Source organism: Pseudomonas izuensis, from assembly GCF_002356535.2.
Lineage (GTDB): Bacteria > Pseudomonadota > Gammaproteobacteria > Pseudomonadales > Pseudomonadaceae > Aquipseudomonas > Aquipseudomonas izuensis.
Window position 1 is genome coordinate 3,425,212 of record NZ_AP017423.2, and the last position, 20,200, is coordinate 3,445,411.

Below are 20,200 nucleotides of genomic sequence, written 5' to 3' on the forward strand. Positions count from 1 at the left end.
TCGCAACAAAGTTTTGGGTAATGCGCTCATTCAGACAGCACGCGTTATCGTTGACGTCCATCGCGAGCAGGGCTCGCTCCTACAGGGATGCGGCCTATGGCATGATCAGGCAGCGACTACAACAAAAGCGCCCTGACATGACCCGTACTACCAGAGTCACCGACCCTTCCTACGAGCTGATGGATGACCACAACGGGTTGTCCATCATCTATCGCCAGCATGGTTTCCCCTGCCCGCTGGTGCGCTGGCATTTCCACAAGGAATACGAACTGCACCTGATCGTCGCCAGCTCCGGCAAGGTGTTCATTGGCGACTACATCGGCAATTTCTACCCCGAAACCCTGTTCCTCACCGGCCCCAACCTGCCCCACAACTGGATCAGCCAGGTGGCCGAGGATGAAGTGGTGCCCAAGCGCGACATGCTGGTCAACTTCACCGATGAACTGTTCGACAGTGGCTATCAGGTGTTCGCCGAACTCAAGACCCTGGCACCGCTGCTGGAACGTGCGCAGTACGGTATCGAGTTTCGCTGTAAACATACGATCCGCAAGGCCATGGAGCTGATGCAGTGTGTCGCTGATACGACCGGCATGACTCGCCTCGGGCATTTTTTCATCCTGCTGGAATTGCTCGCGACCTGCGACGATTACCAGTTGCTGTCCGGCGCTACGACGCCGCAACTGGCGGACGAAAACAACATCGACCGCACCAACCGGGCGGTGGATTACATCTTCGCCCACTACGCCCGGGACCTGACGCTGGAGGAAGTCGCCGAGCATCTGGGCATGAAGCCGACCTACTTCAGCCGGGTCTTCAAACAGGCCACGGGGCGTAATTTCATCGAGTTCGTCAATCGCCTGCGCATCAGCAAGTCCTGCGAGTTGCTGGCCGATGGCAACAAGCCGGTGACCGACGTGTGTTTCGAGTCCGGTTTCAACAACATTTCCAATTTCAACCGGCGCTTTCAGCAGCTCAAGGGCATGACCCCGTCGCATTACCGGCGGTTGGTGGTGCAGCGTTTGACCGAGCAAAACCTCGGGTAACAACACAAAACCCTGTGGGAGCGGGCTTGCCCGCGATAGCGTCAGCCCAGTCAGTATTAATGGGACTGACCCAACGCCATCGCGGGCAAGCCCGCTCCCACAGGTGCTGAGCAAAGACAGAAAACCTGTACAGATCCGACACACGCCAACCGCCGCAACCCCCTTCCCTGTGTTCTCCCGCACAAACCCCAGTGCAAAATAGTATCAATCCAAGTGCGACGGATGATTTGTTTCGCTCTCAATTGAACGTTGTAATCAGCACAGATTCTTCCTACATCCGGAAGACAAAAAAACAATAACTGTCCTTCTGCACTCCACCGGGTGCAGAAAAGGAGTGCTCGATGCAACCTTCTGCAAAAGCTCTGCTAGCCCTCACTTGCATAACCCTCAGCAGCGTCAGCCTCGGCGCCCAGACCCTGACCATCGCCACCGTCAACAACAGCGACATGATCCGCATGCAAAAGCTCTCGAAAACCTTCGAGTCCGAGCATCCGCAGATCAAGCTCAATTGGGTGGTGCTGGAGGAAAACGTCTTGCGTCAGCGCCTGACCACTGACATCGCGACCCAGGGCGGACAGTTCGATGTGCTGACCATCGGCATGTACGAAGCGGCACTCTGGGGTGCCAAGGGTTGGTTGGAGCCCATGACGGATTTGCCGGCCGGTTATGAACTCGACGATGTGTTCCCCTCGGTGCGAGAAGGCCTGTCGGTCAAGGGTTCGCTGTATGCCCTGCCGTTCTACGCCGAAAGCTCCATCACCTATTACCGCACCGACCTGTTCAAGGACGCCGGCCTGACCATGCCCGAGCGCCCGACCTGGGCACAGATCGGCGAATTCGCCAGCAAGCTCACCCACAAGGATAAGGAACAGTACGGCATCTGCCTGCGCGGCAAGGCCGGCTGGGGCGAGAACATGGCGCTGATCAGCACGGTCGCAAACGCCTATGGCGCGCGGTGGTTCGATGAGAAGTGGCAGCCTGAATTCAACGGCCCCGAGTGGAAAAACGCGCTGAATTTCTATGTCGACACTATGAAAAAATCGGGTCCGCCGGGGGCTTCGAGCAACGGATTCAATGAAAACCTGGCGCTGTTCAACAGCGGCAAATGTGCGATCTGGGTCGATGCCAGCGTGGCCGGCTCGTTCGTCACCGACAAAACCCAGAGCAAGGTCAGCGACCACGTCGGCTTCACCTACGCGCCCCATGAAACAACCGACAAAGGCTCGGCCTGGCTGTACTCCTGGGCCCTGGCAATCCCCACCAGCTCCAAGTCCAAGGATGCGGCGAAGACCTTCAGTGCCTGGGCCACGTCGAAGGAATACGGCGAGCTGGTCGCCAAGACCGATGGCATCGCCAATGTACCGCCCGGCACCCGGGCCTCGACCTACAGCGAGGCCTACATGGATGCCGCGCCGTTCGCCAAGGTGACACTGGAGTCGCTCAAAGCAGCGGACCCAAGCAAGCCGGGGGCCAGACCGGTTCCATACATCGGTATTCAACTGGTGACCATTCCCGAGTTCCAGGGCGTTGGTACACAGGTTGGCAAGTCCTTCTCTGCAGCGCTGATCGGCCAGACCTCGGTTGACCAGGCGCTGGTGGCGGCCCAGCAAACCACCGAACGCGAGATGAAGCGCGCGGGTTATCCCAAATAACCACCGCTTCCCTTGTCGGAGCTGGCTTGCCAGCGATGGCGTCAGCAGCGTCAACGTCGTTATCGGCTGACCTACCGTTATCGCTGGCAAGCCAGCTCCCACAGTTGGTCTTCCTTGCTGTACCCAATGGGTTTTAACACCATGAATACGTCAATTGCCAAAGCTCATCTGAACATCGCTCAACCGCTGCGTAAAAGCCGGTTGACCAACCCTGGCTGGTTTCTGGTCAGCCCGTCGGTGGCCTTGTTGCTGCTGTGGATGCTCGTGCCGCTGGGCATGACCGTTTATTTCTCGATGATCCGCTACAACCTGCTCTATCCCGGCGAAAACGAATTCGTCGGGCTGGAAAACTTCACCTACTTCCTGACCGACTCGGGGTTCATGCCCGGCGCCACCAACACCCTGTTACTGGTGGGCAGCGTGCTGCTGATCAGCGTGGTGCTGGGGGTGTTGATCAGCGCGTTGCTGGAAGCCAGTGAGTTCCTCGGTCGCGGCATCGTGCGGGTGATGCTGATCTCACCCTTCTTCATCATGCCCACCGTCGGCGCGCTGATCTGGAAGAACCTGATTTTCCATCCTGTGTCGGGGATTCTCGCCTACGTCTGGAAACTGTTCGGCGCGCAACCGGTGGATTGGCTGGCGCACTACCCGCTGCTGTCGATCATCATCATTGTCTCGTGGCAATGGCTGCCCTTCGCGATCCTGATCCTGATGACCGCCATGCAGTCCCTCGATCAGGAACAGAAGGAAGCGGCGCGTCTGGACGGTGCCGGACCGGTCGCGATTTTCTGGCACCTGACGTTGCCGCACCTGGCGCGCCCCATCGCGGTGGTGGTGATGATCGAAACCATCTTCCTGCTCTCGGTGTTTGCTGAAATCTTCACCACCACCAACGGCGGCCCCGGCTACGCCTCGACCAACCTCGCCTACCTGATCTACAACCAGGCGCTGGTGCAGTTCGACGTCGGCATGGCCTCCGCGGGCGGTTTGATCGCGGTGGTGATTGCCAACATCGCGGCCATCGTCCTGGTGCGGATGATCGGCAAAAACCTGACCGACAAAGCCTGAGGCCCGCGCCATGACCCTACATCAATCCCGTCGTCTGCAAAGCCTGCTGCTGGGCACCCTGGCCTGGGCCATAGCGATCCTGATTTTCTTCCCGATTTTCTGGATGGTGCTCACCAGTTTCAAAACCGAAATCGACGCCTTTGCCACGCCGCCGCAGTTCATCTTCACCCCGACGCTGGAGAACTACCTGCACATCAACGAGCGCAGCGATTACGCAAGCTTCGCCTGGAACTCGGTGGTGATTTCCTTCAGCGCCACGGCCCTGTGCCTGCTGATCGCGGTACCGGCAGCCTACTCGATGGCGTTCTACGAAACCCAGCGCACCAAGGGCACGCTGCTGTGGATGCTCTCCACCAAGATGCTGCCGCCGGTGGGCGTGCTGATGCCGATCTACCTGCTGGCCAAGAGCTTCGGCCTGCTCGACACGCGCATCGCGCTGATCGTGATCTACACCCTGATCAACCTGCCGATCGTGGTCTGGATGGTTTACACCTACTTCAAGGACATTCCCAAGGACATCCTCGAAGCCGCCCGACTGGACGGTGCCACCCTGGCGCAGGAAATGCTCCGGGTACTGCTGCCGATTGCCAAGGGCGGTTTGGCATCCACCGTGCTGCTGTCGCTGATCCTGTGCTGGAACGAAGCGTTCTGGTCGCTGAACCTGACCTCGTCGAAAGCCGCGCCCCTGACCGCATTGATCGCCTCGTACTCGAGCCCCGAAGGTTTGTTCTGGGCCAAGTTGTCCGCCGTCTCGACCCTGGCGTGCGCGCCGATCCTGATCTTCGGCTGGATCAGCCAGAAACAACTGGTGCGCGGGTTGTCGTTTGGTGCAGTGAAATGAACTGACGCAACTCGGTCCCTTACCCGGATCCTTGCCCCAACACGGTCCCCCTGTAGGAGCTGGCTTGCCAGCGAAGAGGCCCTCAATTTTGCGGCGGTCTTCAGACCGCCTTCGCCGGCAAGCCAGCGCCTACAAAGAGCCCGTCCGGGGCGTCAATGAATTCAATACATGGAGGCCCATCACCATGGCCAACCTGAAAATCAAGAATCTGCAAAAAGGCTTCGAAGGTTTTTCCATCATCAAGGGCATCGACCTGGAAGTGAACGACAAGGAGTTCGTCGTGTTCGTCGGCCCCTCGGGCTGCGGCAAATCCACCTTGCTGCGCCTGATCGCCGGCCTTGAAGAAGTCAGCGGCGGCACCCTCGAACTCGATGGCCGCGACATCACCGAAGTCAGCCCCGCCAAGCGTGACCTGGCGATGGTGTTCCAGACCTACGCCCTGTATCCGCACATGAGCGTGCGCAAGAACATGTCGTTCGCCCTCGATCTGGCGGGCGTGCCCAAAGCCGAAGTCGAGAAAAAGGTCGGCGAAGCGGCGCGCATCCTGGAACTGGGGCCGATGCTCGAGCGCAAACCCAAGCAACTGTCCGGTGGCCAGCGTCAGCGTGTGGCGATCGGCCGGGCCATCGTGCGCAACCCGAAAATCTTCCTGTTCGACGAACCGCTGTCCAACCTCGACGCCGCCTTGCGGGTACAGATGCGCCTGGAACTGTTGCGGCTGCACAAGGAACTGCAAGCCACAATGATCTACGTGACCCACGACCAGGTCGAAGCCATGACCATGGCCGACAAGGTCGTGGTACTCAATGGCGGCAAAATCGAACAGGTCGGCTCGCCCCTGGACCTTTACCACCAACCGGCCAACCTGTTTGTCGCGGGCTTTCTCGGCACGCCGAAAATGGGCTTTCTCAAAGGAAACGTCACCCGGGTCGACGGCCAGGGCTGTGAAGTGCAACTGGACGCCGGTACCCGTATCAGCCTGCCATTGAGCGGCGCCAATCTGAGCGTCGGCGGCGCCGTCACCCTGGGTATTCGCCCGGAACACCTGGAACTGGCCAAGCCGGGCGATTGCACCTTGCAAGTGACTGCCGATGTCAGCGAACGCCTGGGCAGCGACACGTTCTGCCATGTGCGAACCGCTAGCGGCGAAGCCCTGACCATGCGGGTTCGCGGTGACCTGGCCAGCCGTTACGGCGAAACCCTGAGCCTGCACCTGGATGCCGGACACTGCCATTTATTCGATGCCGACGGCGTGGCGCTGACCCGCCCGTTGCGCGCTGCCGCCTGACTTTCGAGTGCTTGTGATGAAATTGAACAAACAAAGCCTCAACCGCCTCGCCCCTGAAGTGGTCCTGCCTGCCTACGCCCTGAGCGACACCCGCCAGGGCATCGCCCATATCGGCGTCGGCGGTTTCCACCGCGCCCATCAGGCGTACTACACCGATGCGTTGATGAACCTGGGCGAAGGCCTCGATTGGGCCATCTGTGGCGTCGGCCTGCGCACCGAAGACCGCCGCGCCCGGGACGATCTCAAGGAACAGGACTGCCTGTTCACCTTGTTCGAACTGGGTGATACCGATGGCACCGAAGTCCGGGTGATCGGAGCGATCCGCGACATGCTGCTGGCCGAGGACGGTGCTCGAGCGCTGATCGACAAACTCGCCGATCCGCACATCCGCATCGTCTCGCTGACCATCACAGAAGGTGGCTACTGCATCGACGACAGCACCGGCGAGTTCATGGCCCATCTGCCGCAGATCCAGCACGACCTGGCCAACCCGGACACGCCGAATACCGTGTTCGGTTTCCTCTGCGCCGCACTGGCCAAGCGCCGGGCAGCAGGTACGCCGGCGTTCACCTTGATGTCCTGCGATAACCTCCCGCACAACGGCGCAGTGACCCGCAAGGCGTTGCTGGCCTTCGCCGCGCTGCGGGATGTCCAATTGCGCGACTGGATCGAGCGCAACGTGAGCTTCCCCAATGCCATGGTCGACCGCATCACACCGATGACCAGTACTGAACATCGCCTGCAACTGGCCGACAAACACGGGGTGGACGATGCCTGGCCGGTGGTCTGCGAACCCTTTGTGCAATGGGTGCTGGAAGACAAATTCGTCAACGGCCGCCCGGCCTGGGAAAAGGTCGGCGTGCAGTTCACCGACGACGTCACGCCTTACGAAGAGATGAAAATCAAACTGCTCAACGGCAGCCATCTGGCCCTGACCTACCTGGGCTTTTTGAAGGGCTATCGCTTTGTCCACGAGACCATGGACGATCCGCTCTTCGTGCGCTTCATGCGCGACTACATGGACCTGGACGTGACCCCGCAGTTGTCAGCAGTGCCGGGGATCGATCTGACCGAGTACAAGAACACGCTGGTGGCACGTTTTTCCAACCGGGCGATCGCCGATCAACTGGAGCGGGTGTGTTCGGACGGTTCGTCGAAGTTTCCGAAGTTCACCGTACCAACCATCAACCGCCTGATCGCCGATGGCCGGGAGACCGAACGTGCGGCACTGGTCGTGGCGGCGTGGGCGTTGTATCTGAAGGGCGTGGACGAGAATGGCGAGACCTACTCGATCCCGGATCCGCGGGCGGCGTTCTGTCAGGCCCTGGTGGCGGATGATGCGTTGATCACCCAGCGTTTGCTGGCCGTCGAGGAGATTTTTGGCACGGCAATACCGCGTTCGGCGGAGTTTGTCGCGGCGTTCGAGTGGTGCTGCCACAGTTTGCGGGAGGTGGGGGTGACCAGGACTCTGGAGCGGGTGTTGGCTTAGACATGATGTTGAATGGACTGCCGTCTTCGCGAGCAGGCTCGCTCCCACATGGGGTCAGCGTTGTACACAAAATCCCCTGTGGGAGCGAGCCTGCTCGCGAATAGGGACACCGAGATCGACCTGACACACCAAGGACCTGCCATGGCAAACCAACAACTATTCCTCGGCATCGACTGCGGCACCCAAGGCACCAAAGCCCTTGTCCTCGACGCAGTGAGCGGTCAGGTCCTCGGCCAGGGCGCCGCCGCACACAGGCTGATCAGCGGCGCCAATGGCCGTCGCGAGCAAGACACCGCACAGTGGCTGGAAGCAGTCACCCTCGCCACCCGCCGCGCCTTGTCGGCGGCCAACGTCGATGGCCAGGACATCCTCGGCATTGGCGTCTCAGGCCAGCAACATGGCCTGGTGCTGCTCGACGACCAGGGCCAGGTCCTGCGCCCGGCCAAGCTCTGGTGCGACACTGAAACCACCTCGGAAAATGACCGGCTGCTCGAACATCTGGGCGGTGAAAAAGGATCGCTCGAACGCCTCGGCGTGGTCATCGCTCCGGGTTACACCCTGTCCAAACTGCTGTGGACCAAAGAACAGTATCCCGACATCTTTTCCCGCATCGCCCACATCCTGCTGCCCCACGACTACCTCAACTTCTGGCTCACCGGCCGAAGTTGCAGCGAGTACGGCGATGCATCCGGCACCGGCTACTTCAATGTGCGCAGCCGTCAGTGGGATGTGCAGCTGCTGCGCGATATCGACCCCACCGGGCGCCTGCAAGCGGCATTGCCGAAACTGATCGACGCCCACGCAGCGGTCGGCACCGTGCTGCCGGCGATCGCCGAACAACTGGGCATCAACCCGAAGGCATTGGTTTCCAGTGGCGGTGGCGACAACATGATGGGCGCCATCGGCACCGGCAACATCCAGCCCGGCGCAATCACCATGAGCCTCGGCTCGTCCGGTACGGTGTATGCCTATGCCGACTCGCCGAAAGTCAGTGCCGATGCGGCGGTCGCGACCTTTTGTTCTTCCAGTGGCGGCTGGCTGCCGTTGATCTGCACCATGAACCTGACCAATGCCACCGGCGTCATTCGTGAGCTGTTCGAGCTGGACATCGAGCGCTTCAACGAGCTGGTGGCCCAGGCCCCCATCGGCGCCGAAGGGGTGTGCATGCTGCCCTTCCTCAACGGTGAACGGGTTCCCGCCCTGCCCCATGCCACCGGCAGTGTGCTGGGCCTGACCATGACCAACCTGACCCGGGCCAACCTGTGCCGCGCCGTGGTCGAAGGCACGACCTTTGGTTTGCGTCACGGACTGGACCTGTTGCGCCACAATGGCTTACAAAGCCGCAGCATCCGGCTGATCGGCGGCGGCTCGAAAAGCCAGGTGTGGCGGCAAATCATCGCCGACACCCTGAACACACCCGTGATTTGTACCGAGCAAAGCGAAGCCGCCGCCCTTGGCGCGGCGATTCAGGCGGCGTGGTGCATGTCCCGGGCGAACGGGCATGAGGACAGCCTGGCGGAGCTGTGCCAGCGTTGCGTACAACTCGACATGGCCAGCGAAACCCTGCCAATTGCAGAGAACGTGGCGGCCTCGCAACAGGCCTATGAACGCTATCTACAGCATGTCGCAACCCTTTAAAGAGTGAACAACTATGTATCTGGTGTGTGGCGAAGCGCTGTTCGATTTCTTCAGTGAAGACGATGCCAGCGGTCTGGCTTCCAAGGTGAATTTCAAGGCCATTGCCGGCGGCTCGCCGTTCAATGTCGCGGTGGGTTTGCGCCGTTTGGGCGTGGACGCGGCGTTGTTTGCCGGGTTGTCCACTGACTACCTCGGGCGGCGCCTGTTGCAAGTGCTGCTAGATGAAGGCGTGTGCACGGACTATCTGCTGGATTTCGCCGCGCCGACCACCCTGGCGATGGTTGCGGTCGGTGCCAATGGTTCACCGCACTACAGCTTCCGGGGTGAAGGCTGCGCCGATCGGCAGTTGAGGCTGGAACATCTACCGACGCTCGGACCAGAGGTTCGCGGTCTGCACATCGGCTCGTTCTCGTTGGTGGTGCAACCGATTGCCGACACCTTGCTGGCGTTGGTACAGCGAGAAAGCGGCAAGCGCCTGATCAGCCTCGATCCGAACGTGCGGCTCAATCCTGAACCCGATATCGATTTGTGGCGTTCGCGGATTGCCACCCTGGTCGAACATGCCGACCTGATCAAGGTCAGCGATGAGGATTTGAGCCTGCTGTATCCCGGGCAGGCCCCTGCGCAGATCATCGACGGTTGGTTGCAGCATCGCTGCCACTTGGTGTGCCTGACCCGTGGGGGTGAAGGTGCGACGGTGTTCAGTCGCGCTTTTGGTTCGTGGTCGGTGCCGGCCTGTTCGGTGCAGATCGCCGATACCGTGGGGGCTGGAGATACTTTTCAAGCGGCATTGATTGCCTGGTTGACCGAGCAGCAGCTGGATTCGGTTGAGGGCTTGCGCCAACTGAGCCGTGAGCAGATCGATGCGATGGTGCGGTTTGCGGTTCAGGCGGCGGCGCTGACCTGCGGCAAGATCGGGCCGGACTTGCCGTATCGGAACCAACTAGAGCTTCAATGAAGCTGATGGCCTCTTCGCGAGCAGGCTCGCTCCCACAATGGAACGATGTTGGACACAAAATTTGTGTTCGCTGAAGATCTACTGTGGGAGCGAGCCTGCTCGCGAAGGCATTTTCTCAGGCGCTACAGGACTGAAAAGTTGTAGCTGACGATCAACCGCGTCTCGTCCACATCCCGGGCAAACTGTTCGTAGTTGGTGCGATACGTCGCATTGCGCAGACGCAGGCTGACATCCTTGAACGTCCCGCTCTGCACCACGTATTTGAGTTCGCTGTCACGTTCCCACTCCTTGCCCTCCTGATCGCTGCCCGGCACCTTGATGTGGTCGCCGTTGACATAGCGGGTCAGGAACGTCAGCCCGTTGAGGCCGATGGCCTTGAAATCATAGTCATAGCGCAGTTGCCATGAGCGCTCCTGCGCGGCGGCGAAGTCGTTGACCTGCACATAGTTGACCAGGTACGGGTTGGTGCCATCCAGGTACGGCATCGAGTTGTCGCCGTTCATGCGCTGCCAGCCGGCGCTGAAGGTATGGCCGCTGATGGCGTAGGCGAGCATCCCGCTCAAGGCGCGGTTGTCGATGGAGCCGGCACGGGCAGCGCCGCTGTCGGCACTCTTGAGCACTCGCAAGTCGGCCTTGAGCACGCCCGCCCCCAGCGGCTGGTTGGCCAGCAACCCGATGAAATGCTGGCGATAGATGTCTTCGAGTTCGGCGTAGTGATACTGCGCGGTCAGGCGCTCATTGATCCTGTAGTCAAAACCGTACATATCGAAGTGATCGGCGGTGATATTGCAGGCATAGCGCTTGTTCTTGCAGTGCACGCGGATGTCCTGGGAGTCGGTGGAATCCCGGGCGGTGTACTTGTCCAGGCGCGCGGCCATAAAGGACAGGTCCTTGACCTCTCTGGACGTGAGCATCGCGCCGTTGAACATCGTTGGCAGCAGACGCCCGTCGTTGTATTTGAGCAGCGGCACATCCGGCAACAGCGCGCCGTACTTCAACACACTTTGCGAAACCCGGACTTTGCCCGTCAGACCCAGCTTGGCGTACTGATCTGCCGATCCACGCGGGTTACTTCCGCTGGACGGTAGCAGACCGCTGTTGCTGCTGTCCGGGCTGGAGTCGAGCTTGAACCCGAGCATGCCCAGCGCGTCGACACCGAAACCGACCGTGCCTTCGGTATAGCCCGATTGCAGGTTGAGGATGAAGCCCTGGGCCGACTCGTCGCGCTTGGAGGCGCCCTGTTCGGTGGAGGTATGCCCGTCACGAAAATCGCGATTGAAATACACGGTGCGCGATTCGATGTTCGCCTGAGTGTCATCGATAAAACCGCTCGCCCGGGTCGGTCCGGTAAAACCGGCGCACAGGACTAATGCGCCGAAGCCCAATGACTGGCGCGCGGTGATCAAGGTAAAGGGGGAACGCATGAAAAACTCCAACAGCGCTGCGTTAACACCAAGGCGCACGCAGCCAAAAATAGCCTTCACCCGGACCAGTAACTGGCCGGGAGAAGTGAACACGCGGGGGTGAGGGGCAATGATGGCAGAAGGCTTTATTTCGCTGCAGACGACTTTAGTCTGAATTTTCAATGCAGGAGCGAGCTTGCTCGCGAGAAACCGAGAGCACCGCTGAGCATCTGGTTTCACACGTTATCGTTCATGTCCATCGCGAGCAGAGCTCGCTCCTACAGGGAAACCGTCGAGCGGTAGTGGCAAAGCGACAGGTGGCGTTCAGGCGAGTTAACCAATGCTTAATCGTACAGTCCAACACTTACTGGACCGCACGCCCTCAGAGTCCTCTGACGCCCAGTGCGGCAGGTTCGACGATACGTCGAACTCACTATCGCCTGCATTGGAGATCACCCCATGAACTCGCGCGTCCTGCTCGTTTCCGTTGCCCTTGCCTGTGCCCCGTTTGCCGGCATGGCCCAGGCCAACGACACCGCTTCCTCTCAAAACGTGCCCTCCTACCACTACGGCATGCCGCTGCACATCGGCAAGGTCATTTCGCTGACAGAACCTGCCACCATGGACTGCGAAGTGATCACCGCAAAAATGAAGTACATCGATGATCAGTCAGGCAAACCCGCCGAACTCGCCTATAGAAAACTTTCTGACGCCTGCAGTTATCAGAACTGACTGAAAAGTCTGAAATAACACCTTGCGGTATTCGCGTGAGGGATCTGACGCTATGCTTTAGCGCCTTCCCTCACTGCCGCAAGGATTCGCCATGCAGTTATCGTTTCGCCTGTTGTCGATGTTCACCGCCGTGCTATGTCTGTTCCTGGCGCTGGTCTGGGGTCTTGCGCCCGACTGGATGCTGGCCACCTGGGATATCGAGTATTCGCTGGCAGTGGGGGTGATCGCACGACGTACGGCGGTGCTGTTTGCAGTGTTGGGGGTGATGTTTTATCTGGTGCGCAACGAGGCGCCCTCCGCTACCCGCAGTGCGCTGAGCAACGGCTTCATGATCGGCTGCTGGGGGCTGGCCATACTGGGTTTCGGCGAATGGCTAAACGGCCATGCCGGTCCGGGCATTTTGCTGGCTGTCGGGGTCGAACTGGCGCTGGGCCTGGCTTTTTTCCAGACCCGGCGCGCGTCGGTGGAACTCGAAACCGCGGCTTAAAGTGCTTTGCGCACCGTCTGGGGGTGCCCGGGTTCTACATAGTGATGCTGAAGATCGGTACGCAGTTCTGCGATCAGTTCGTTGATTTCCCGACAGCCATTGAGGCGTTGCGCGTTGATGCCTGTCTTCAATAGATCCAGCTGATCGGTTTCCCCGTCTGCATACACTTTTACGGTCATCGACAAATCCGGAGACAGCGTGCACTGACACCGTTTGGGCAGGAAGCTGCTTTCAATGATGTTGCGAAGTTCCAAGGCAGAAAGAAACATTGCGACCCTCTCCTTTGTGATACTGCTAAACAATCATCGACGCTGACTCGTTTGCAATCCCGGCCAGCTTAAGAACTGCTACAGCATAAAACATGCCTTGAATTACGCTCTGCAGCTCATCGGTAATTCAGGAAGTTATCCAAAAGCCAGGATAAACCGGTCATGCAATATGCGAAAAAGATCATGGGGCGCCGTGCAATTTGCACACACTTGCCGGTTTGCATTCGTCGTCGACCGCGGTAAAAATCCCAATCCCACATTAGTACATATGCAATGAGGCAACATGAATTCCATAGCCTTTAACACGACCGTCGGGCTGATTGTGGCGGCACTGTCCAGCGTCGTGCAGGCCGCAAATCTCGAAAAAGTCGCGCCCTACCCCCAGCCTGAAAACGGATTCACCCGCCAGGTCATAAACCTCACCCCGCAAACCCGGGAAGACGACTTCAAGGTGGAAATCCTCGCCGGCAAAACCCTGACCGTCGACTGCAACCGGCAACGTCTGGGGGGCACGCTTGAAGAAAAGAACCTCGAAGGCTGGGGTTATCCGTTTTACCGCCTGGAAAAAGTCATGGGTCCGGCAAGCACGCTGATGGCCTGCCCGGACGGCAAGCGCAAACAGGATTTCGTGCCAGTCATCGGTGACGGATTCATGCTGCGCTACAACAGCAAGCTGCCGATTGTCCTTTACGTGCCCAAGGATGTAGAGGTGCGTTACCGCATCTGGTCGGCGTCAAGCAAGGTCGACAGGGCCGTGTCTGAATAACCGTCGCTGCTCGTGCTATTGCCATCGCGAGCAGGCTCACTCCCACATTGGATCTGCGGCTTGCCTGTAACCCTGTGGGAGATTCATCTGGCCAGGCGCTTGAGCCCAAGCACCATCCCCCCTGCCCCCACCATCATCGCCGCCAGGAACAACGGGTAAGACACCCACCACGGCGTACCCGCCGTCATCATGCTGAACTCGGACATGCCGCCAATGCTCGCAATCAGGTTCAACGGCAGAAACACCACGTTGATCAGTGTCAGTTTGCGCAGCAGGTTGTTCATGCTGTTGTTCATCAGGTTGCCCCGTGCGTCGATGAGCCCGGAAAACACCGTCGAGTAGATTTCTGCCTGTTTGTAGCACTGGTTATTTTCAATGATCAAGTCGTCGATCAGGCCGATGGCATGCGGGCCGAAGTGTTCCTTTTGCGCATGATTGCGCAGTCGGGTCAGGACCGCGCCGTTGCTGTGGATCGCGTTGATGTAATAGATCAGGCTTTCGCTGAGATTGAACATCTGGATCAGGTGCTGGTTCTGCATCGAGGCGTTGAACTTCTGTTGCAGCTCCCGGGCGACCAGTTTGATGACTTTAAGGTGGCCCAAATAATGGTGGATGTTGTTGAACATCAGATCGAGCAAAACATCCAGCGGCGTATTCAGTGCCTGTCGCCTGCCCAACCCGCTGAGCGGCGCGTCGTCGGTAGCGATCACCAGCAAGCGGTCCGGGCAAAACAACAGCCCGCAGGACGACACCTCGAAAGACAGGCTGCCGGCACCCGAATAGTTTTCCGGGCGCTTCCAGATCAGGAACAGGTTGTCGGGATGGAACTCGATGCGTGAGACCTCGTCCGGGTCAAGCGCCGAAGCCAGGGCATGCTCATCGAGTTTGAAGTGACTGTGCAGCAAATCCCGCTCGGCGGCATCGGGGTTGCTGAACAGCATGACGTCGGCGTCCAGCCGCTCAACGCCATGCAATGCGCCGTGAACCAATTCGAAACTCTTGATCATCGGCGGCTCACCAGGCCTGACCGCGACGCTTGAGTTCCAGGCGGCGAACGAACTCTTCCAGCACCAGTGAATACAGATCGTCCTGCAGGTACGCGTCTTCGATGCCGGCGTCCATGTTCGGGTTGTCGTTGACCTCGATCACTACCACTTTGTCGCCGGATTGCTTCAGGTCGACTCCGTAGAGGCCATCGCCGATCAAGTTGGCCGTTTTGACCGCCAGTTCCACCACCGCACGCGGCGCTTCGTGAACCGCCAGGGTGCGGCATTCGCCGTTGATGTCCTGGCCCTTGGCCTTGTGGTTGTAGATTTGCCAGTGGCCCTTGGACATGAAGTATTGGCAAGCAAAGATCGGTTTTCGGTTGAGTACACCGATGCGCCAGTCGTACTCGGTGTAAAAAAACTCCTGCGCGAGCAGCAGCACCGAATGTTCGAACAATTCGGCGGTCGCTTCGAGCAGGGCCTGCTGACTTTCAACCTTGATCACCCCTCGGGAGAAACAACCGTCGGGGATTTTCAACACCAGCGGAAACCCCAGGCGCTCGCCAACCCGCTCGAAGTCTTCCGGTCGTTCCTTGTAGAGGATTTCGGTGGCGGGCATGCCCAGTTGATGGCTCTTGAGCAGGTCGGTCAGGTACACCTTGTTGGTGCAGCGCAGGATCGACGTCGGGTCGTCCATCACCACCAACCCTTCACTCTCGGCTTTCTTGGCGAAGCGGTAAGTGTGGTTGTCAACGCTGGTGGTCTCGCGAATCAACAAACCGTCGTATTCGGCAATTCGTGAATAGTCCTTGCGCTCGATCAGTTCGACGTCGATGCCCAGCGTCCTGCCGACCCTGACGAAGTTATCCAGTGCCTTGGCATTCGACGGCGGCAAGGCCTCTTGAGGATCGTGCAGGATGGCCAGGTCGTATCGAGCCAAGCGTCGTGAACGTGGCATGCGCCAGATCTTGCGACTGAAGCTGTCAAAGGAGTGGGCAAACTGATCTTCCTGATCTTCGCGCAACTTGTGCAGCGCACCGGACTTGATACCTTCGATGTGCCAACCATTAGTTCGGCGAAACTCAACCAGCAATATCGGACAGGCAAACACTTCAAATAACTGCCGAGCCAAATCCTGCAACGGTTCAATATGGGTCTTGCCAAAATACAACGTCAGGGTAAAACCTTCGGTATCGCTATAAGCATGGTGGCTCAGCGCTTTTTCCAGGGTTTTATCCAGGTCATCCAGCGCCAGTCCGTACAGGGATTTACGGGTCAGTTCACTGATGGTTCGCACCGACGGAATGACCTTGTGTCCACGGGCTTCGGCCAGCAGCGAGCAGTAATAACCATGCCCCAGGTACTTGTAGCTGCGGCACAGGTTGATGACCTGCACACGCTTGCCCTGCTCATTGTCGCGGGTTTGTTCCAGGTATTCCTGGGCCGTGACGATGTCCTCGCTGGGAAAGTAGGTGGCCCAGTCTTCCTTGCGTTCGACGATGATAATCAATTGGCTGGAAGTTCTATTAGTGTCATTTAAATAAGTTGCTGTCGGCAAAATTTGCTCGGATACTTCGCGCCAATGACCTTGTACCGCTGACATAGTGATTGATCCGTTGGAGAACAAGACCTTTCCTATTAAGCACGAACTTTTTCGAAAGTCCCGTTTCGTTACGCAACTTTTACGGCGGTCATATGAATACGCTTTTTCGTTTGGCGGTAATGGAAGATTTACCCGCGCTATTGCAACTTGAAGAGCAATGCTTCACCACCGATCGGCTCAACAACCGCAACTTTCAATGGATGATCAGCCGCGCCCACGGCCAACTGCTCGTGGCCCGGCGCGGTGAGGATTTGTTGGGTTATGCCGTGGTGCTGTTCCATCGGGGTACGTCACTGGCGCGCCTGTATTCGATTGCCATCGCGCCCCAGGCTCGTGGCAATGGCTTGGGCAAGCAGTTGCTCGATCGAGTCGAAGCCAGTGCCCTGGAACACGATTGCGCCTATTTGCGGCTTGAAGTGCGTATCGACAATCCGGCAGCAATCGCCCTGTATGAGCGCAACGGTTACCGACGCTTTGCCCTGATTCACGACTATTACCAGGACCATGCCGATGCCCTGCGCCTGGAAAAGCGCATCCTCCAGCACCGCGACTCGCGCGACATTCAAGTGCCTTACTACCCACAGACCACCGAATTCACCTGCGGCCCGGCGTGCCTGCTCATGGCCATGGGCGCGCTGCAACGGGACCGGTTGCTGGAGCGTCGCGAAGAACTGCAGATCTGGCGCGAGGCAACCACCGTATTCATGACCTCCGGCCACGGCGGCTGCAGCCCCCAGGGTCTGGCACTGGCCGCTTGGCGCCGCGGGTTTCGGGTGCGCCTGCAACTGAGCATGCTCGGGCCGTTGTTCCTCGACGGGGTACGGGACGAGCATAAAAAAGACGTAATGCGCCTGGTGCACGAGGAGTTCACCGCGCAACTACTTGCCAGTGACGTCGAGCGTGAGATTGGCGGGCCGCTGAATCTGCCGCAACTGTTGAAGCATGGCGGGCAGCCATTGGTGCTGATCAGCAGCTATCGCCTGACTCGCTCCAAGTCGCCGCACTGGGTCATCGTCACCGATTGCGACGACGAATTCGTCTATCTGCACGATCCCGATGTGGACCATAGCCAGCATCGCCAGGCCATGGACTGCCAGCATCTGCCGGTCAGCCATGGGGAGTTCGAGAAGATGTGCAGCTTTGGGCGGGACAAATTACGGGCGGCGGTGATTCTTTACCGTCGGTGAGAAACCTGTGACGAGGGAGTTTACTCCCGCTCGGCGGCGGAGCCGTCGCAAGACCTGTTTGCACGATTTGCCTGAAAGAATGCTAGGGGCCGCTTCGCACCCCAAAGGGAGCAAGCTCCCTCGCCACAAGAGCAAAACTACTTCAAGCCGATCTTGTAAAGCTCCCCATCCTCTTCATCGGTCAACACGTACAAATACCCATCCGGCCCTTGCCGTACATCGCGAATGCGCTTGCCGAGTTCACCCAGTAAGCGCTCTTCGTGAACGACCTTATCGCCGTCGAATTGCAGGCGGATCAATTCCTGGGTCACCAGCGCGCCGATGAATGCGTTGTGCTGCCAGGCCTTGAAGCGATCACCGTCGTAGAACGCCATGCCACTCAAGCCGGGTGACTTTTCCCAGACATGGTGTGGCCCGACGGTGCCCTCGGCGTTTTTGCCGTTGGCTTCCGGAATCGGCTGCCCGGAATAGTCGATGCCGTGGGTGGCCAGCGGCCAGCCGTAATTCTTCCCGCGTTCGATGATGTTGACCTCGTCACCACCCCGGGGACCGTGCTCGTTTTCCCAAAGGATGCCGGTCCAGGGGTTGAGCGCTGCGCCTTGCGGATTGCGAACGCCGTAGGCCCAGATCTCGGGACGTACGCCGGCCTGGCCGACAAAGGGGTTGTCGTCCGGCACCTTGCCATCCGGATAGATCCGCACGATCTTGCCTTGAAGCTTGTCGAGGTCCTGGGCAGTCGGGCGATCGTTGTTTTCGCCCAGGGTAATGAACAGATAACCCTCGCGGTCGAACACCAGTCGCGAACCAAAATGGTTGCCGACCGACAGCTTGGGTTCCTGGCGGAAAATTACCGTGAAATTTTTCAGGTTCGTCAAGTCCTCGGACAACTGTCCACGGCCGACGGCAGTGCCGGCCTTGTCACCCTGACCGCCACCTTCGGCGTACGACAGATAGAGCGTGCGGTCCTGCTTGAAATCCGGTGACAACGCCACATCCAGCAATCCGCCCTGCCCTTTGGCCCAGACCTTTGGTACGCCGTTGATGGGCGCGGACAGTTTGCCGTCGGCGGTCACGACTCGCAGGTTGCCGGGCCGCTCAGTCACCAGCATGCCCTTACGGTCAGGAAGAAACGCCAGCGCCCAAGGATGCTCCAGTCCCCGGGCAATCGGCGTGACCTCCAGGGTGCCCTGTTCGCTGTTCAAGTCCCGGGAAGGCGCCGCCAGAGCAGACAGTGTGGCGATCAGACAGGCGCTGGCGCAGGCAGTGGCCAGGAGGGGCTTCATGAGGGCTGGTCGCAACATGCACGGTTCCTATTGTCATGGGAATGTGTGACTGGACGGTTGCCTGTCACTCAATTACTGGTGGCTGGGTCTCGAACAGGTGGGTTGGGGAGAAACTTGGGTGGATTGGCGGGCACTGACTGACTCTGGGGATAGCGATTGCCAATACCGCCGTTGTCGAGGGTCGGCGGCCGCGGCACCGGCACGGTGTTCGGGCCACGAATCGCCGGGGCGCTGGGTTGCGTGCCCTGCATGCTGTTGGGATTGGCGCGGCGGATCGGGCTGTTGTATGGATTGTTATTGCCGCTGTTCGGCAGCGTCTGGGCGACCTGCAAGGGTGAGTGCGCCGAAATGTCTTGCGCCTGGGCCCACGGGCCCAAAACGCCGCTCAAGGCCAGCAGAATGAGGCCGGGTATGCTTCGGTTCATGGGGTGCCTCGCGACGTGGGCGTGTTCAAGGTCTTCGATAACACGCTACGCCCAGGGCTCGGATTTGTTAACCAAAACCTCCAGGGCGAGATGTAACACGAAGTTGATCCCCTGCCCGCAAAGGGCTACAGGCCGCTGAAACTTTTACGCGCGACCGCAGGTCACCTGAACATCACTTTCGAGAACACGACCATGGCGCGGGCAATCTGGAAAGGCGCGATCAGTTTCGGGTTGGTGCATATCCCCGTGGCACTGGTCTCGGCGACTTCCTCGCAAGGGGTGGACTTCGACTGGCTCGATAGCCGCAGCATGGAGCCGGTGGGCTACAAGCGCGTCAACAAGGTCACCGGCAAGGAAGTGACCAAGGAGCACATCGTCAAGGGTGTCGCCTACGAAAAAGGCCGATACGTCGTACTCAGCGAAGAGGAAATCCGCTCGGCGCATCCACTGTCGACCCAGACCATCGATATCTTTTCCTTTGTCGACAGTGAGCAGATTCCGTTGCAGAACATCGACACGCCTTATTACCTCGCGCCGGATAAACGCGGCGGCAAGGTTTATGCGCTCTTGCGTGAAACCCTCTCAAAAACCAACAAAGTCGCCCTGGCCCGCGTGGTGCTGCATACCCGTCAGTATCTCGCCGCCTTGATGCCCATGGAATCGGCCCTGGTGCTGGTGAAACTGCGCTGGCCGGCGGAGGTACGCAGCCTTGATGAGCTGGCGCTGGGACCGGACGTGACCAAGGCCGAACTGGCCAAGGGCGAACTGGACATGGCCAAGCGCCTGGTGCAGGACATGAGCGCCGAGTGGTCGCCGGACGATTATCGGGATGAGTTCGAAGACAAGATCATGGCGCTGGTCGACAAGAAGGCCCATGAAGGCAAGATCGAGGATGTTGAAACGGATACGGAAGATGAGACCCGCAAGACGGCGGATGTGATTGATTTGACCGAGTTGCTCAAGCGCAGTCTGGGGAGCAAGGGGGCGGGTAAGCCAGTATCCAAGCCCAAAGCAGCAAGCAAACCTGCGCCAAGGAAGAAAGTCAGCAAGTGATGTGCTGAACGTTGCGTCCCCATCGCGGG

General features: G+C 59.2%; 19 protein-coding genes. 13 read left to right on the plus strand and 6 right to left on the minus strand.

Going from position 1 to position 20,200, the window contains the following annotated elements; genetic code table 11:
• Positions 1–137: 137 nt before the first annotated feature.
• The 8 genes from LAB08_RS15170 to LAB08_RS15205 all read left to right on the plus strand — a co-directional run bounded on the left by LAB08_RS15170 (position 138) and on the right by LAB08_RS15205 (position 9,977).
• The gene (locus LAB08_RS15170) at positions 138–1,043 is read left to right on the plus strand and encodes an AraC family transcriptional regulator (protein ID WP_096511288.1); all 906 of its coding nucleotides are present in this window, start codon (positions 138–140) and stop codon (positions 1,041–1,043) included.
• A gap of 341 nt (positions 1,044–1,384) precedes the next feature.
• Positions 1,385–2,695, plus strand: coding sequence for an ABC transporter substrate-binding protein (locus tag LAB08_RS15175; protein ID WP_096511286.1), 1,311 nt, complete (start codon positions 1,385–1,387; stop codon positions 2,693–2,695).
• A 141-nt stretch (positions 2,696–2,836) separates the two neighbouring features.
• Positions 2,837–3,763 carry a carbohydrate ABC transporter permease gene (locus LAB08_RS15180; protein ID WP_096515377.1) on the plus strand — a complete coding sequence of 309 codons (927 nt, stop codon included), beginning with the start codon at positions 2,837–2,839 and terminating at the stop codon, positions 3,761–3,763.
• 10 nt (positions 3,764–3,773) lie between these two features.
• A complete protein-coding gene (locus LAB08_RS15185; protein WP_096511284.1) occupies positions 3,774–4,604 on the plus strand; it encodes a carbohydrate ABC transporter permease in 831 nt (276 codons plus the stop codon).
• A 184-nt stretch (positions 4,605–4,788) separates the two neighbouring features.
• Positions 4,789–5,892, plus strand: coding sequence for an ABC transporter ATP-binding protein (locus LAB08_RS15190; protein WP_096511282.1), 1,104 nt, complete (start codon positions 4,789–4,791; stop codon positions 5,890–5,892).
• Positions 5,893–5,908: 16 nt separating this feature from the next.
• A complete protein-coding gene (locus tag LAB08_RS15195; RefSeq protein ID WP_096511280.1) occupies positions 5,909–7,381 on the plus strand; it encodes a mannitol dehydrogenase family protein in 1,473 nt (490 codons plus the stop codon).
• Positions 7,382–7,522: 141 nt separating this feature from the next.
• Complete coding sequence (gene xylB / locus LAB08_RS15200) at positions 7,523–9,019, plus strand: xylulokinase (protein WP_096511278.1); 1,497 nt, start codon at positions 7,523–7,525, stop codon at positions 9,017–9,019.
• Between the two features lie 13 nt (positions 9,020–9,032).
• Positions 9,033–9,977 carry a carbohydrate kinase family protein gene (locus tag LAB08_RS15205; protein WP_096511276.1) on the plus strand — a complete coding sequence of 315 codons (945 nt, stop codon included), beginning with the start codon at positions 9,033–9,035 and terminating at the stop codon, positions 9,975–9,977.
• Between the two features lie 122 nt (positions 9,978–10,099).
• On the opposite strand, the gene LAB08_RS15210 is transcribed toward LAB08_RS15205, so the two are convergent.
• Entirely contained in the window at positions 10,100–11,401 is a 1,302-nt protein-coding gene (locus LAB08_RS15210; protein ID WP_096511274.1) for an OprD family porin, read from the minus strand.
• Between the two features lie 438 nt (positions 11,402–11,839).
• On the opposite strand from LAB08_RS15210, the gene LAB08_RS15215 reads away from it, so the two are divergent.
• Positions 11,840–12,112: a DUF2790 domain-containing protein gene (locus tag LAB08_RS15215; protein WP_096511272.1), complete on the plus strand. Its 273-nt coding sequence runs from the start codon at positions 11,840–11,842 to the stop codon at positions 12,110–12,112.
• 91 nt (positions 12,113–12,203) lie between these two features.
• Positions 12,204–12,599, plus strand: a complete 396-nt coding sequence (locus tag LAB08_RS15220; RefSeq protein ID WP_096511270.1) for a hypothetical protein — start codon at positions 12,204–12,206, stop codon at positions 12,597–12,599.
• On the opposite strand, the gene LAB08_RS15225 is transcribed toward LAB08_RS15220, so the two are convergent.
• A complete protein-coding gene (locus tag LAB08_RS15225) occupies positions 12,596–12,868 on the minus strand; it encodes a DUF1652 domain-containing protein (protein ID WP_096511268.1) in 273 nt (90 codons plus the stop codon). The two genes, LAB08_RS15220 and LAB08_RS15225, sit on opposite strands and share 4 nt — an antisense overlap.
• A gap of 283 nt (positions 12,869–13,151) precedes the next feature.
• On the opposite strand from LAB08_RS15225, the gene eco reads away from it, so the two are divergent.
• Positions 13,152–13,634, plus strand: a complete 483-nt coding sequence (gene eco / locus LAB08_RS15230; protein WP_096511266.1) for a serine protease inhibitor ecotin — start codon at positions 13,152–13,154, stop codon at positions 13,632–13,634.
• A gap of 83 nt (positions 13,635–13,717) precedes the next feature.
• Here eco and LAB08_RS15235 read toward each other — a convergent pair whose 3' ends face one another.
• Both LAB08_RS15235 and LAB08_RS15240 read right to left on the minus strand, forming a co-directional pair.
• Positions 13,718–14,641, minus strand: a complete 924-nt coding sequence (locus tag LAB08_RS15235; RefSeq protein ID WP_096511264.1) for a magnesium transporter CorA family protein — start codon at positions 14,639–14,641, stop codon at positions 13,718–13,720.
• A gap of 7 nt (positions 14,642–14,648) precedes the next feature.
• Positions 14,649–16,223, minus strand: a complete 1,575-nt coding sequence (locus LAB08_RS15240) for a RimK family ATP-grasp domain-containing protein (RefSeq protein ID WP_096511262.1) — start codon at positions 16,221–16,223, stop codon at positions 14,649–14,651.
• A gap of 92 nt (positions 16,224–16,315) precedes the next feature.
• Here LAB08_RS15240 and rimI point away from each other — a divergent pair, with 92 nt between their 5' ends.
• Positions 16,316–17,410 carry a ribosomal protein S18-alanine N-acetyltransferase gene (rimI, locus tag LAB08_RS15245; protein ID WP_096511260.1) on the plus strand — a complete coding sequence of 365 codons (1,095 nt, stop codon included), beginning with the start codon at positions 16,316–16,318 and terminating at the stop codon, positions 17,408–17,410.
• 137 nt (positions 17,411–17,547) lie between these two features.
• On the opposite strand, the gene LAB08_RS15250 is transcribed toward rimI, so the two are convergent.
• Positions 17,548–18,711 (minus strand): PQQ-dependent sugar dehydrogenase, encoded by a 1,164-nt coding sequence (locus LAB08_RS15250; RefSeq protein WP_096511258.1) that lies wholly within the window; start codon positions 18,709–18,711, stop codon positions 17,548–17,550.
• A gap of 50 nt (positions 18,712–18,761) precedes the next feature.
• Positions 18,762–19,118 (minus strand): hypothetical protein, encoded by a 357-nt coding sequence (locus LAB08_RS15255; protein WP_096511256.1) that lies wholly within the window; start codon positions 19,116–19,118, stop codon positions 18,762–18,764.
• A gap of 192 nt (positions 19,119–19,310) precedes the next feature.
• Between LAB08_RS15255 and ku the strand changes: the two genes are divergently transcribed.
• A complete protein-coding gene (ku, locus tag LAB08_RS15260) occupies positions 19,311–20,171 on the plus strand; it encodes a non-homologous end joining protein Ku (RefSeq protein ID WP_096511254.1) in 861 nt (286 codons plus the stop codon).
• Positions 20,172–20,200: the final 29 nt, after the last annotated feature.

What these genes read in the sequence shown, in the direction of transcription:
- LAB08_RS15170 (WP_096511288.1), top strand. Translation starts at nt 138, where the DNA reads ATGACCCGTACTACCAGAGTCACCGACCCTTCCTACGAGCTGATGGAT.
- LAB08_RS15175 (WP_096511286.1), top strand. Translation starts at nt 1,385, where the DNA reads ATGCAACCTTCTGCAAAAGCTCTGCTAGCCCTCACTTGCATAACCCTC.
- LAB08_RS15180 (WP_096515377.1), top strand. Translation starts at nt 2,837, where the DNA reads ATGAATACGTCAATTGCCAAAGCTCATCTGAACATCGCTCAACCGCTG.
- LAB08_RS15185 (WP_096511284.1), top strand. Translation starts at nt 3,774, where the DNA reads ATGACCCTACATCAATCCCGTCGTCTGCAAAGCCTGCTGCTGGGCACC.
- LAB08_RS15190 (WP_096511282.1), top strand. Translation starts at nt 4,789, where the DNA reads ATGGCCAACCTGAAAATCAAGAATCTGCAAAAAGGCTTCGAAGGTTTT.
- LAB08_RS15195 (WP_096511280.1), top strand. Translation starts at nt 5,909, where the DNA reads ATGAAATTGAACAAACAAAGCCTCAACCGCCTCGCCCCTGAAGTGGTC.
- xylB (WP_096511278.1), top strand. Translation starts at nt 7,523, where the DNA reads ATGGCAAACCAACAACTATTCCTCGGCATCGACTGCGGCACCCAAGGC.
- LAB08_RS15205 (WP_096511276.1), top strand. Translation starts at nt 9,033, where the DNA reads ATGTATCTGGTGTGTGGCGAAGCGCTGTTCGATTTCTTCAGTGAAGAC.
- LAB08_RS15210 (WP_096511274.1), bottom strand. Translation starts at nt 11,401, where the DNA reads ATGCGTTCCCCCTTTACCTTGATCACCGCGCGCCAGTCATTGGGCTTC.
- LAB08_RS15215 (WP_096511272.1), top strand. Translation starts at nt 11,840, where the DNA reads ATGAACTCGCGCGTCCTGCTCGTTTCCGTTGCCCTTGCCTGTGCCCCG.
- LAB08_RS15220 (WP_096511270.1), top strand. Translation starts at nt 12,204, where the DNA reads ATGCAGTTATCGTTTCGCCTGTTGTCGATGTTCACCGCCGTGCTATGT.
- LAB08_RS15225 (WP_096511268.1), bottom strand. Translation starts at nt 12,868, where the DNA reads ATGTTTCTTTCTGCCTTGGAACTTCGCAACATCATTGAAAGCAGCTTC.
- eco (WP_096511266.1), top strand. Translation starts at nt 13,152, where the DNA reads ATGAATTCCATAGCCTTTAACACGACCGTCGGGCTGATTGTGGCGGCA.
- LAB08_RS15235 (WP_096511264.1), bottom strand. Translation starts at nt 14,641, where the DNA reads ATGATCAAGAGTTTCGAATTGGTTCACGGCGCATTGCATGGCGTTGAG.
- LAB08_RS15240 (WP_096511262.1), bottom strand. Translation starts at nt 16,223, where the DNA reads ATGTCAGCGGTACAAGGTCATTGGCGCGAAGTATCCGAGCAAATTTTG.
- rimI (WP_096511260.1), top strand. Translation starts at nt 16,316, where the DNA reads ATGAATACGCTTTTTCGTTTGGCGGTAATGGAAGATTTACCCGCGCTA.
- LAB08_RS15250 (WP_096511258.1), bottom strand. Translation starts at nt 18,711, where the DNA reads ATGTTGCGACCAGCCCTCATGAAGCCCCTCCTGGCCACTGCCTGCGCC.
- LAB08_RS15255 (WP_096511256.1), bottom strand. Translation starts at nt 19,118, where the DNA reads ATGAACCGAAGCATACCCGGCCTCATTCTGCTGGCCTTGAGCGGCGTT.
- ku (WP_096511254.1), top strand. Translation starts at nt 19,311, where the DNA reads ATGGCGCGGGCAATCTGGAAAGGCGCGATCAGTTTCGGGTTGGTGCAT.